The sequence below is a fragment of the Alkalibacillus haloalkaliphilus genome (genome assembly GCF_007991275.1).
Classification (GTDB): Bacteria; Bacillota; Bacilli; order Bacillales; family Alkalibacillaceae; genus Alkalibacillus; species Alkalibacillus haloalkaliphilus.
The window spans coordinates 78,284-90,790 of record NZ_BJYA01000010.1; the positions used below are offsets into that span (position 1 = coordinate 78,284).

The 12,507-nt window shown below is 37.4% G+C and carries 16 protein-coding genes; 2 read left to right on the top strand and 14 right to left on the bottom strand.

From position 1 onward, the window contains the following. On the bottom strand, nucleotides 1–1,221 hold the full coding sequence (locus AHA02nite_RS07610) for a metallophosphoesterase family protein (RefSeq protein WP_146815971.1): 1,221 nt from the start codon (nucleotides 1,219–1,221) through the stop codon (nucleotides 1–3). 158 nt (nucleotides 1,222–1,379) lie between these two features. Here AHA02nite_RS07610 and AHA02nite_RS07615 point away from each other — a divergent pair, with 158 nt between their 5' ends. Continuing rightward, nucleotides 1,380–1,565, top strand: a complete 186-nt coding sequence (locus AHA02nite_RS07615) for a YhzD family protein (RefSeq protein ID WP_146815973.1) — start codon at nucleotides 1,380–1,382, stop codon at nucleotides 1,563–1,565. Between the two features lie 43 nt (nucleotides 1,566–1,608). On the opposite strand, the gene AHA02nite_RS07620 is transcribed toward AHA02nite_RS07615, so the two are convergent. Then, entirely contained in the window at nucleotides 1,609–1,959 is a 351-nt protein-coding gene (locus AHA02nite_RS07620; RefSeq protein ID WP_146815975.1) for a YlbF family regulator, read from the bottom strand. Between the two features lie 80 nt (nucleotides 1,960–2,039). Beyond that, the gene (locus tag AHA02nite_RS07625) at nucleotides 2,040–3,176 is read right to left on the bottom strand and encodes a DUF445 domain-containing protein (RefSeq protein WP_146815977.1); all 1,137 of its coding nucleotides are present in this window, start codon (nucleotides 3,174–3,176) and stop codon (nucleotides 2,040–2,042) included. Nucleotides 3,177–3,347: 171 nt separating this feature from the next. Between AHA02nite_RS07625 and AHA02nite_RS07630 the strand changes: the two genes are divergently transcribed. Further along, nucleotides 3,348–3,542 (top strand): hypothetical protein, encoded by a 195-nt coding sequence (locus AHA02nite_RS07630; protein WP_146815979.1) that lies wholly within the window; start codon nucleotides 3,348–3,350, stop codon nucleotides 3,540–3,542. 333 nt (nucleotides 3,543–3,875) lie between these two features. Here AHA02nite_RS07630 and AHA02nite_RS07635 read toward each other — a convergent pair whose 3' ends face one another. The 11 genes from AHA02nite_RS07635 to chrA all read right to left on the bottom strand — a co-directional run bounded on the left by AHA02nite_RS07635 (nucleotide 3,876) and on the right by chrA (nucleotide 12,498). Beyond that, nucleotides 3,876–4,073 carry an alpha/beta-type small acid-soluble spore protein gene (locus AHA02nite_RS07635; RefSeq protein WP_017186732.1) on the bottom strand — a complete coding sequence of 66 codons (198 nt, stop codon included), beginning with the start codon at nucleotides 4,071–4,073 and terminating at the stop codon, nucleotides 3,876–3,878. Between the two features lie 76 nt (nucleotides 4,074–4,149). Beyond that, nucleotides 4,150–5,541: a class II fumarate hydratase gene (gene fumC, locus AHA02nite_RS07640; RefSeq protein WP_146815981.1), complete on the bottom strand. Its 1,392-nt coding sequence runs from the start codon at nucleotides 5,539–5,541 to the stop codon at nucleotides 4,150–4,152. A gap of 123 nt (nucleotides 5,542–5,664) precedes the next feature. Continuing rightward, a complete protein-coding gene (locus tag AHA02nite_RS07645) occupies nucleotides 5,665–6,447 on the bottom strand; it encodes a M15 family metallopeptidase (protein WP_146815983.1) in 783 nt (260 codons plus the stop codon). Nucleotides 6,448–6,569: 122 nt separating this feature from the next. Further along, complete coding sequence (locus AHA02nite_RS07650; protein WP_146815985.1) at nucleotides 6,570–6,809, bottom strand: IDEAL domain-containing protein; 240 nt, start codon at nucleotides 6,807–6,809, stop codon at nucleotides 6,570–6,572. 278 nt (nucleotides 6,810–7,087) lie between these two features. Beyond that, entirely contained in the window at nucleotides 7,088–8,080 is a 993-nt protein-coding gene (locus AHA02nite_RS07655; protein WP_146815987.1) for a hypothetical protein, read from the bottom strand. Nucleotides 8,081–8,216: 136 nt separating this feature from the next. Continuing rightward, nucleotides 8,217–8,813, bottom strand: a complete 597-nt coding sequence (gene wrbA / locus AHA02nite_RS07660; protein ID WP_146815989.1) for an NAD(P)H:quinone oxidoreductase — start codon at nucleotides 8,811–8,813, stop codon at nucleotides 8,217–8,219. Between the two features lie 77 nt (nucleotides 8,814–8,890). After that, on the bottom strand, nucleotides 8,891–9,436 hold the full coding sequence (locus AHA02nite_RS07665; protein ID WP_146815991.1) for a GNAT family N-acetyltransferase: 546 nt from the start codon (nucleotides 9,434–9,436) through the stop codon (nucleotides 8,891–8,893). Between the two features lie 18 nt (nucleotides 9,437–9,454). Continuing rightward, a complete protein-coding gene (locus AHA02nite_RS07670) occupies nucleotides 9,455–9,748 on the bottom strand; it encodes an AzlD domain-containing protein (RefSeq protein ID WP_146815993.1) in 294 nt (97 codons plus the stop codon). Continuing rightward, nucleotides 9,745–10,485 (bottom strand): AzlC family ABC transporter permease, encoded by a 741-nt coding sequence (locus AHA02nite_RS07675; protein WP_146815995.1) that lies wholly within the window; start codon nucleotides 10,483–10,485, stop codon nucleotides 9,745–9,747. Before AHA02nite_RS07675 ends, AHA02nite_RS07670 begins: the two co-directional genes overlap by 4 nt. Before the next feature lie 38 nt (nucleotides 10,486–10,523). Further along, nucleotides 10,524–11,309, bottom strand: coding sequence for a cobalamin-binding protein (locus AHA02nite_RS07680; RefSeq protein ID WP_146815997.1), 786 nt, complete (start codon nucleotides 11,307–11,309; stop codon nucleotides 10,524–10,526). A gap of 10 nt (nucleotides 11,310–11,319) precedes the next feature. Beyond that, nucleotides 11,320–12,498, bottom strand: coding sequence for a chromate efflux transporter (gene chrA / locus AHA02nite_RS07685; protein ID WP_146815999.1), 1,179 nt, complete (start codon nucleotides 12,496–12,498; stop codon nucleotides 11,320–11,322). Between the last annotated feature and the right edge of the window lie 9 nt (nucleotides 12,499–12,507).

The following is a 12,507-nucleotide window of genomic DNA, read 5'->3' on the forward strand; positions in this document are numbered from 1 at the left end:
TTAATCCCTTCCATCTTTCAATAGCTTTTCGATTATAAGTTGTTCTGCTTCTGCTTCAATTTGTTCTAAATCGTGTTTCGTTAAAGTTCCAATCTGTTGTTTGAAATGACGATTATTTAGAAGATCATCTAAATACCGTTTACTGTCATCCGCTTCATCTATCATTTTTATTACTTCACCAACAAACTGGTTCGATTGTTTTAATTGTTTGCGATCGTATTGCACGACTTGATCAAGTTTTAATGATTGTATCCATACCCAATCCTCTTCATCATTTTCACCCTCGTTGAGTAAATAGAACAACTCTTCCTCATACTGTCGTAACTGATCTTGTACGAAGACTGTTATTCTAAGCCATACTTTTCCTGACTCATGACGCAAGCGATCCTTGTATGCTTTTAACTGTTCGATTAAATCATCAAAGGTATGACAATTCATGTAAGTTAACTCTTCTTCTACAAACAAAATGTCATGTAATTGGTGAAACTGGATTTGTGTTTGGTTTTGACTCAAATCAACGATATAACAACCTTTCTCGCCTGTCTCCTTTATATGTCGCCCTTGAATATTACCAGGGTAAACAATGTAAGGTTGGTAAGATAAAACTTCACGTTTATGAATATGTCCAAGCGCCCAATAATCAAAAGATGTCGCCTTTAACTGTTCTAACAAAAACGGCGCATATTGATCATGCTCGTTGTTCGTTTTTGAACTACCGTGTAATGTCGCAATTTGAAGTCGGTCATGACTAACAGGATCATACTCATGAACTTTTGATTCAGTAACTGCTCGACTTTCATAACTAAACCCATGGATATCGGCTAGTACTTCTCCATCTCTCTCAAACGGAAATGACATCACACTTTGTTGTGTAAAAACATATGTATTACTTGGGAAAGTTAAATCCACCTTGTTCAACATTTGATAATCGTGGTTACCAAAACTAATAAAGGCATTTATGTTATGTTGTTCTAATTTTTTTAAGCCATCTTTTAATGCGACTAATGACTTTAAAGATGCTGAGTCTTGATCAAACAAATCTCCGACTAATAATACGAAATCAACTCGTTGTTCGATCGCTAAGTCAATAAGTCGTTTAAAAGCTTTAAACGTACTTGCTTTAACATCTGTTAATATATTTCCTGGTAAATGTCGCATACCTTTGTACGGACTGTCGAGGTGTAAATCAGCGCTATGTAAAAATCGAACAGATTGATGCATCGTTGTTCCTCCAATAGATATAATGTATGTATTATTTTATCAAATTTTATATACGAATGCACGTTCGGTGAATAATAAAAATTATGACGTCAGACTATTTACAAAAGTCAACAAAATCCATATAGTTAAGATAAGAAGATACATAGGGAGGAACTGACATGAAGACGTACTACTTAACGGTATATTCCAAAAAAGGTGAAAACTTATTAGATGAAACGTTTGAAGCTAAAGATGATCAAGAAGCTAAAGATGTTGGTACAAAGAAATTAGAAGAGCAAGATTATCAAGAACTGACACACCGTTGTGTATCACCAGATGGGCGTCTTGTATTATTCCATCGCTAATAAATAAAGGCTATCGAACTTAAGCTCGATAGCCTTTTTATATTTACTGTTCTTCTTCACCGTATAAATCTTCAAGTGGCTTCGTAATAATTTTACTAATATCACCGATTACAGTATTTAAACGTTGCTCTTCTTCCATTAACTTAGAAATATCTTCGTTTTGTTGAACAAGCTCAACGACTTGCTTTGCTTTGTTCACTTCTTCTTCAGAAATCTCTTCACCTTGCATTTGCTTTTGCTGTAGATTTAATTGAGTGTCACGGAAGTTATCGAACATTTGCTTAGTTGTAGGGTCATTCATAACCTTATCATAAGCATCTTTTAAACCTTGGAATTCTTCACTTTCACGAAGACCTTTTTCTAAATCGTAAGCTAAATCATATAAGTTTGACACAATATACCTCCTAAATTGACTAACACATATTCGACTACTACTGTATCAGAGAATACCCAAGCTGTATAGTATAATCTTTTTTAACTAATAAACAGGACAATGATTCCTTGAACAAATCCGATAGTACCACCAAGAACTGCACCTAAGTAAGTGATCATATTGAATTCGCGCTTCGTTATTTCTAACACCATTTTTTCTAAGCGGGCAACGTCAAACTGATTAACTTCCCTCTGCACCATTCCTGCAATATTAAATGTTTCCATGATGTCCGTAACTTTACCAGCTAATTGGTCAAATAACATTTCCACACCATTTGGGATTACACGCGATGTGATCGCATGCTCGAAATGATTATACCACGTTGATACTGGTTCATTTAAATACTGCTCGATATTCAAATGGTTTAGTAAGTAGTCGGAAACCTTATCTTCTAAAGTGTCGTCAAAAAAACGCTCTCTTATAACCGAAAGTTCTGTATGCTGCCATTTCAACCATTCAGCCCGTAGTAATGTCTCCACCGTTTCTTCAGTATCATGAGAACGAATAAACTGGTTAATCGCAGGGGTGATTTTTTCAACTAAGCCTTCCTCCCCTAAGTAAGACGACACCATACTACCTAAAAACCCTTGTGTAGCAAGAAAAGAAGATGCTGATTCAGATAATTTATTTTGTCCTTCACGGCTATTAATGTAATCATCGACTTGTTGCAAAATGTACTTTGCAGCTAGTGGCAGTTGCTGATCAATCGATTCTTTTAAGTCTTCAGGTAAAACATCATTTAATGTCCGTGATTGATTTTCATCATATAGATTCGTTAATTCATGATGTACTTTATGTTTAACAGTACTTTCTATTGATTCAACTGAAAGGCCATCATGAAATTGTTGAAGCAGTCTAATTGTTGTTTGGTCTTGTTTTAAATATTCATTCAAGCGAGACTGAATCATCGTTGTTGCCTGATTTTGAAGGCTACTCTCTTTTAGCTTATCACTAATCGCATCAGCCGTTACTAAGTGATTAGTGACGAGTTTCCCTAATTGTTCAGCTAACTCCTCTTGTCGCTTTGGAATTAAGCCTGGAGTAAATGGGACTTTCCACTTCCCTATGTATAAAGCTTTGTATGGTTTAAATAACATTTTAATGGCTAAAAAGTTTGTCATTCCACCAATGATCGCACCAATTGCAATCATCATTAACATTATTAGCACTACATTCATATCATCGACCTCTTCTCTTATTTAACCAGTTCTAAAATAGCATACTCTGTTCAAATTATCGACAAATTATTACTTATAGTCAACAGTTTCCACACATGTTCATGAAGTAAAAACAAATAATAAAACTGTGAGAAACCTGAAGAAGGCTTCTTACAAAAGGAGGTTCCTGCAGTGGCAAAACCATCTAAAGAACAAGGTGACGTGAGAAGCGAATACGATTTAGATGTCGATCGTATGATGAACGAAGGTTTAGCAGGTGGTTATGTAACACCGAGATATGACAAGGTGCAAATTGAAGAGGCACATGAAATAAGAAGAAACGGTGAACCATTTGCAGAAGCTGAAACAACAAACGAGACAAAATAACCGCTAAAAATGGAGGTTTGGCATAAGCCGGACCTCTGTTTTTATTATTGTTGGATGAAGGTGGCTTATTGCCGGACGAGTGGCAATTAGTGTCGGACGAACACGCCTTATTGTCGGATGAGCGGCAATTAGTGTCGGACAAACACACCTTATTGCCGGACAAGTGGTCATAAGTGCCGGACAAACACACTTTATTGCCGGACGAGTGGCAATTAGTGTCGGACAAAAGAACGCACCTAATTAGAAACTACTACAAATTTAATAAAGAGGGCCTCAATTAAGACCCTCTTTTAACTTTAATGATTAATTTTTGAGTTTCATAAGCTGATCAGCTTACTGACCGCCCATCTGTTGCTCTGCCATTTGTACTAAACGCTTTGTAATTTCACCACCAACTGAACCGTTAGAGCGTGAAGTTGAATCAGGACCAAGCTGTACACCAAATTCTTGTGCGATTTCAGTCTTCATTTGGTCTAGAGCTTGTGCCACACCAGGAACTACTAATTGGTTTGAATTGTTGTTTTGAGCCATTTTGTTCACCTCCTGTGTAATCATTATTGTTAACAGGAGGCGGTAGAATATGACCTAATTTTCTAGGTAAATAATGTTATTTAGCGTTCGGTTTTGTCATTTCTTTTGGCACTACTAAACGATCAAAATCTTCTCCAGATAGAATGCCAGTATCTACTGACGCTTCACGTAACGTTTGATTGTTTTCATGTGCATGCTTAGCAATTTTTGCAGCATTTTCGTACCCGATATGTGGGTTAAGTGCTGTTACAAGCATTAGTGAATCATTTAAATACTTTTCAATCTCTTTCTCATCTGGCTCAAGGCCTACTAAGCAACGCTCGTCAAATGATATCATGCTATCGCCAAGTAACTGACAAGATTGTAAGAAGTTATAAGCAATCATCGGCTTATAAACGTTTAACTCGAAGTTTCCTTGGCTTGCAGCAAAGCCAATTGCAGCGTCATTACCCATAACATGAGCTGCTACCATTGTAATTGCTTCACTTTGAGTTGGGTTAACTTTACCTGGCATAATTGAGCTACCTGGCTCATTAGCTGGGATTGTAATTTCACCAATACCACATCGAGGACCACTAGCTAACCAACGAACATCGTTAGCAATCTTCATAACATCAGCTGCTAAACCTTTAATAGCACCATGAGCATGGACTAATTCGTCATGACTTGTTAAAGCGTGAAACTTATTTTCAGCTGAAACGAATTGGCCATTCGTTTCATCGTTAATTTTCTGTGCTACTGTTTCGGCAAAATCAGGATGTGCGTTAATACCAGTTCCAACTGCTGTACCACCTAAAGCTATTTCACGGACATACTTTAACGAATCTTCAATCATTGATTCCGTTTTAACAAGCATACGGTGCCAACCGCTAATTTCTTGTCCAAGTGTAATAGGTGTCGCATCTTGTAAATGTGTACGACCAATTTTCACTAGATCATAGTAAGCATCTGTTTTTTCTTTTAATGTATCTTTCATTTGACGTAATGAAGGTAGTAAATGGTCTTCAACCTTTTTAACAGCTGCAATATGTAATGCAGTTGGATAAGTGTCATTGGAGCTTTGTGACTTGTTAACGTCATCATTCGGATGTAGTCTTACCTCTTTGCCTTGCTCTTCTAACCACTCATTACCAACATAAGCTAACACTTCATTCATATTCATGTTAGACTGCGTTCCACTACCTGTTTGCCAAACTACAAGAGGGAAGTGGTCAAATAACTCTCCTGCTAATACACGATCAGCAGCATGAGCTACTGCATCTGCTTTATCACTCTCTAATAAACCTAAAGATTCATTAGCACGTGCTGCACTCTTCTTTAAAATCGCAAACCCTTCAATAATTTCTTTCGGCATTGTTTCGTTACCGATCGGGAAATTTAAAACACTTCGTTGCGTTTGAGCACCCCAATATTTGTCTGCAGGTACTTTCATTTCACCTAACGTATCTCGTTCAATACGATAATCCATTAAAAATCCTCCTCCATATAAAAAGACAACTTTTTAAACCACTTATTATTATAATAATAAATTTGAAGAATTTAAACGAATAGCCACTAAAAAAAGGCCTAAAACATGATAGGCCTTTTAATACTAATCAACTAATCCAAAATACTCTTCCATTGTTAACCCAGATTCGTAAATACTTGTTGCTAATTCTTCACCAACATATCTTAAATGCCACGGTTCGTAATTATAACCTGTAATATCACTTTTTCCTTCAAGGTAACGTACGATGAATCCATAATGGTGACTGTTGTCTGCAACCCACTCACCCTCAGGCGTATCACTAAAACCTTCACCTAGTCGCAAACTAAACGATTCGGCTGATACGTCCATCGCTAAACCTGTCTGGTGTTCACTATGTCCAGGCTGAGCAGAATATTGCTCGGCATGCTCCTCTCCATGTCGATCTACATTTGAAGCAAATACGACTTCTTGCGTTTGTTCTGAACGATAGCCGGAAATGGCATATAATTCATAACCATCTTCGCTAGCTCCCTCAAACAATTCCTCTAAAGCATGAGCAGCTTCTTCACGCATATACATTCTCTCTTCAGCTACAACATGAAAATCAACATCAGGTACCATTAAATCTGGCGGTTCATAACCTTCAGGCAAACGGCGATCTTTATTAACTATGACATCGATTGCGTTTGGGTCAGGGACAATAACCGCTTCACCATCTTCAGTAGGTTCCCCTTCATGTCTAGAAGCATCAAGAACATTTATATTATCTTTATTTTCAAGCCCTACTTCAATCGAATTATAATCTTGGCCTACTAAGTTATCTAAATCAACTGTGTTGTTTTGACATGCACTAATAATTAATAACATGCATACAATAAACGTGGTGTGTAATAATCTTGAAGACATCTAATTCCCCATTCTAAAATTTTTCTTGTCCCCATTATAATACAACTATGTGAATTGTAATATAGCAAAAACAAGAAAAAGCTGCCGTTTAATGGCAGCTTTTAGTCTCAGTAGATACTTATTTATTTAACATACTTCGCATATTGCTCACTTAATGCATTAAATTGTTCAATGTCTTGTTGGTCAATTGCATCATTAATTTGTTCTTCAAGTCGATGTTTATTAAATTCGAATACCATTTCATCAAGCAACAATCTTGAAGCTAGTTTAAATTCATATGGAACTTCACGTCTAGCTTTAATCGCGATCGTTTTCGGAAACTGATATCTAATTAGTACATAAGAGGTAACTTGATTCTTCATGTCCCTTCCCCCTTACTCCTTTTTTCTATTATCCTAAATTTCACTTCGAATTGCAACAATTTTCTGAACCTTTAATGTAATTTATTCATTTAGTGTACTAATGTGTTTGTGCTTTTTAAGAAAAAGTTTAAATTTCGGGAGTTTTCTTATGAGGGTCTTTCTTATACATCATATGTAAAAAAACACCCTGACGTTATGATACGTCAGGGCTAATTCCTCTTGTTGGGAGAGAGGTGTATATGAACTTTGTGTAAGAACACAAAGGTTCACCAAATTCATTAACGGTTACCGTTACCTGGACCTCCATTGCCATTGCCATTTCCATTACCAGGTCCACCGTTACTGTTTCCGTTTCCGTTTCCATTGCCTGGTCCATCACCATTGTTAGGACCTTTGCCATTACTGTTTCCAGGACCACCGCGGTCTTTGTTTTGACCAGGTGCTTGATCACTATTACCAGGACCACCATCATTAGAACGGTCTTCCTTATTAGCTTCTACTTCATCTTCTTTGCTTGATTGATCTGTTTCTTCAGACTCTTCATTAGAAGATTCTTGTTCTTCATTAGAAGACTCTTCAGATGAATCTTCCTCTACTGATTCATCGTCATTTTCATTTCCTTCTTCTGAAAATTCATCAGTAATCTCGTTTAATTGTTCAAGCAAGCTTTCGACTTCTTCTTCGCTATATTTGTTTTCTAAACGTTCAAGAGAACGCTCAATATTACGTTTTAAAGCTGCTTTCGCTACTGGATTTTTCTTATCTTCCATTGCTTTAGCTAATGATAGTACGTTTTGGCCAATTTGCTTAGAATCAGATGACTCTTCATCTTCTTCAGTTGATTCTTCGTCTTCTTCTGAACCTTCTTCATCGTCTTCTTCTAAGCCTTCTTCCTCTTCGTACCCTTCTTCTTCACGGTGTTCATTTGCTTCTTCTAATACGGTTACGACCGCATCAAGGTGGGCTTCAGCACTCTCTAAATCGCCAGCTTGATAAGCCTCAAATGCTTGCTCTAATTCTTCTACTGACCATTCTAAAATACTTTGTGCTAACTCTCCATCACCTTGTTCAATGGCAACTGCTAACTCATTTGATAACATCGTGTAGTATGTAAATAATTGCTCTTCTAGGGATTGCTGTTGTTCTGCAACCTCTTCTGTGTCTACTTCTTCTGCATCTTCATCATTAGCTGTAATTCCTAATGGGCTCAAAAATAGCGAACCTGTTAATGTTGTTGCAGTTAACGAGTAGAATAATTTTTTTGAATTCATCTGCTCACCCTTTGTTTTATTTATTTGCTACATCATTACGTATAGGCTTGGTGTTTTTGTGGGGGTTTTTAAACAAATCTTTTGAAAAATTAATTAAAAAAGCCTCTGCTACATTGTTATAGCAAAGGCTTTGATTTTATTGCGAGATTTTTTGAGTTATTTCATATGTTCGCTTCGCTTGATGCTTCACAGCTTGCTCCACATCATCTTGTAAATTCCCTTCTCCATCCACTTGAGCACTCGTCCCGTATGGATTCCCTCCTGAGGCAAAGATCGAATCATCCGTATAACCAGGTGGTGCAATAATAGCACCCCAATGGTACATTGATGTGTAAAAGTGCATGATGGTTTGCTCTTGGCCACCATGTGCATTTTGAGCTGTTGTCATCGCACTTACAACTTTGTTAGCAAGTTTGCCTTCCATCCAAAGGCCACCTGCTTGGTCCATAAATTGTTTTACTTGTGCTGGAACGTTACCGAATCGAGTCGGTAAACTAAAAATAAAACCGTCAGCCCATTCTAAGTCTTCTACTTGAGCTTCTTGTACATCTTTCGTACTGTCATAATGATCTTTCCATGCTGGGTTTTGAGCGATCGCCTCTTCTGGTGCCGTCTCAGGAATTTTAACTAACTTAACTTCTGCACCGGCCTGTTTTAACGCTTCTTCTGTCCATTGAGCCATTTTATAATTGGCACCAGTTGAACTATAATAAAATACTGCCATCTTCGTCATAAAAAACACCCTTCCTTAAGAGAACATTTTCTGATTGTCAGTATAAATGTGCCCATAAAGAAGGATGTTTAAACGGATTATTGAACTTCTGAAGAGGCAAGAGCTCCTTTTAGCTGTTCTAAGTCTTCCCAGCCGTATGCTGTTTCTTCATAAGTACCTTTTCCTATCGTAACGTTATCTGCTTCGATTTTTCTTGCTCCTAATCGAACATAAAACTGACCATATGGATTATCAGTTAAAATCCAAACTAACAATGATTCATAACCTAATTCTTCACATTCTTGAATAAATGTGTACAACAACTTTTGACCGAATCCCTTTCGTTGATGAGATGGCAAAATATAAATGTCATAAATTTCGCCATCAAGCTGCGTATGTTCTGTTCGTGACTTACCACCTGAAATAAATCCAACAATGTCTCCTTCAGTTGATTCGACAACGAACACATGGTGATGAGATGAGCGTAAAGTCGTTTCCCACATAATTTTTCTATTCTCAAATGAAGTAACTTGTTGTAAGTCATCTTCTTGTATAATTGGTTCATATGTTAATTTCCATGTTTCATCATGTACGCTTGCTATTTGCTCTGCGTCGATCACAGTTGCTTTTCTAACCTTGACCATACAACCCCACCTTTACAGCTACATAGTTAATAAAAATACCGTTAAAATTGCACCCACTACAGCAAAGATAACATTTAAATTAAATAATGCAATAATGGTTGCCGTTAAACCGCCTAGCAATCCAATCCATGGTTGTTCTGGGATAACCGTCATAATACCCGGGAATACCAATGCCCCTAATGCTGCAAAAGGAATCGCATTTAACCAACGATTGAGCCAAGGTCTTAGCGAGATCTTTTCCATAATAAAAGCTGGGATGAATCGTGGAACCATAGTTACAATGGCCATCCCAATAATCGTTGCCATAATCATGCTTCTTCCTCCTTTAACAGCACAATTCCTAGAAAGCTAGCTAATATAGTCGATACTACAATTGCCCAGCCAACTTCCAGACCAACTTGTTCCATTAATATGTAATTAATTAACATAGCAGAAATGGCAATAATCCCGACTCGCCATTCTTTTTTTACAGATGGTACAAGTAGACCAATAAACATTGCATAAAGCGCTATTCCCATACTGTCACTTAATGTAGTTGGCAACGCATCTCCAATAATTGCACCTAGGAAGCTTCCAAACACCCATGAAAAATAAGCAACTAAAATTAGTGAAGCAAAGAAATACATACCGTGTTGTTTTTTTGATTCCTCTCCATTTAAAGATGAGACAGCGAACGTTTCGTCAGTAAGACCTAATGATAGACCAAACTTTGACCTAAGAGGCAATGTTCGTATTTTATTCATAAACGACATACTCATGACAAAGTGACGAAAGTTTAGCACGAACGTTGCCACAACAATTTGTAAAAACAAGGCTCCTTGTGCAATCATATTCGCTGCCATAAACTGAGCGGCCCCAGCAAAAACAAGCACACTCATCATCGTTGTTTCAAAGGTGGTTAACCCTGATTGCTTTGCTAGAACGCCGTAAGCAATGGCAATCGGTAAATACCCTAGAAAGATTGGAAAGCCAGCTACAGCGCCATTTTTAATGGCTGTATATCTCGTCTGTTCTTCTGAATAGTTAACTGCTGTTTCTATATTTCCCACTGCTTATACCTTCTCTCTTGTTATTCCTCTACAGTTGATCAAGACGCTGGATAATATGTTGGATGCAGTAAGTGAGCAAGTTTCTTTAATCCTTCTAACAAGCGAGGGGATGGTCTGCAATACAAATACTCCTCTAATATGTGAATTTGATCACTCTGAACCGCTCTAAGCTGGTTTGCTCCTTCACGTTTTTTCAAAATGTCTGGGTTCATTTTCTTCTCTTGCACCCCAACCCACACCATACAAATTTCATCAGGATCTCTTTGAATGACTTCATCCCACTCAACTTGAATACTAGCTTCTTCATAGTCTGAAAAGACATTTGACGCCCCAGCTAACTCACTTATATAAGACAGCCAGTTTTTCTGCCCAGGTGTAAAAATCGGTTTCGGCCACCATTCCCAGTAGATTTTCTTTTTATTAGGAATTGAATTAGCAATTGTACGGTACTCATTAATCACTTGATAATAATCATCATAAGCTTGTTGCGCCTTTTGTTCTTTTCCAATTTTCTTCCCTACTGTTAAAAGGTCATCTGCTATTTCATCTAATGAATTAGGATCTAAAATGATATACGGCATTTGTTCTTCTTCTAACCGCTCAATGTTCTTCTCCATACCTGGAACACTTAAAGAGGCTAACACTAAATCTGGCTGTAATGCTTTCACTTTATCTATATCAATATTTAAATCCCGCCCCACTCTTGGAAGTTTAGTAATCGACTGTGGCCAATCACTATCATCATCTACACCAACGAGTAAATCGATCGCATCTAAATAAGCTAAAATCTCAGTATTACTTGGACAAATCGATACAATACGCATGTTAACACCCCTACATTAAGAGACTTAATAAAATATATACGACAACGACGATAATTACGACAAGCCAAGCTGGACGTTTCCAAAATTGTAATAAACTAAAACCTAACAAAGCAACAGCAAAATCTAACTCTGTCATAATTCCACTCGTAAAGATCGGATGATAAAACGCAGCTATTAAAATACCAACAACAGCAGCATTAACCCCAAGTAGTGCAGCTCCTACATATTTCATCTGACGTAACTGTTGCCAAAACGGCAGTATTCCAATAATCAGTAAAAAGGATGGTAAGAAAATAGCAATCGTTGCTACTAACATACCTGGTATACCATGAATAATCGTTCCTAAGTAGCTCGAAAATGTAAAGAGTGGTCCTGGAATCGCTTGAGCTGCACCATAACCTGCTAAAAACATGTCTTCACTAATTAAACCGCTTGGGACAAGTTCACGCTCAAGCAATGGTAAGACAACGTGACCTCCACCGAAAACAATTGAACCTACTCGGTAAAAGATATCAAACAACTCTATGTAAATATGGTTATAAAAGTGATTAATAATTGGCAACAACGCCAATAACGCTACAAAAATTGATAAAGAAATAGCGCCTAACTTCTTAGAGAAGGTCATAACCGTTTCTGCTTCATTAGGCTTAGCTATATTTTTAAAATAAATCGCACCGATTAATGCCGCTAACGCTATTACGACTAATTGTGTTATTGCAAATGGAAATAAGAGTAACACCGTAGCAGAACCTACTAATAAGGCTATACGGGGTAAATCAGGTGCAAGCTTTTTCCCCATATTCAAAACGGCATGTGCCACTACCGCTACTGCTACAACTTTTAGAGCACCGATCCATACTGCATCAGCTAGGTCTAGTTGAATAACGTACCAAGCAAAGATCGTAAGTATAAGCACTGATGGTAAAGTAAAGCCAATCCACGCTAATAAACCACCGATTAAACCTCCACGTAACATTCCAATAGATATACCAACTTGACTACTAGCTGGACCAGGTAGGAATTGACATAATGCTATGAGGTCGGCATACATTTGATCTGAAAGCCACTTACGCCTTTGGACATATTCTTCTTGAAAGTAGGCTAAATGAGCGACTGGTCCACCAAAAGATGTGAAACCTAAGCGGGTTGCAATTAAGAAAATTTCTATGTATCTTGATAACCGTTCCAACTAAGATCC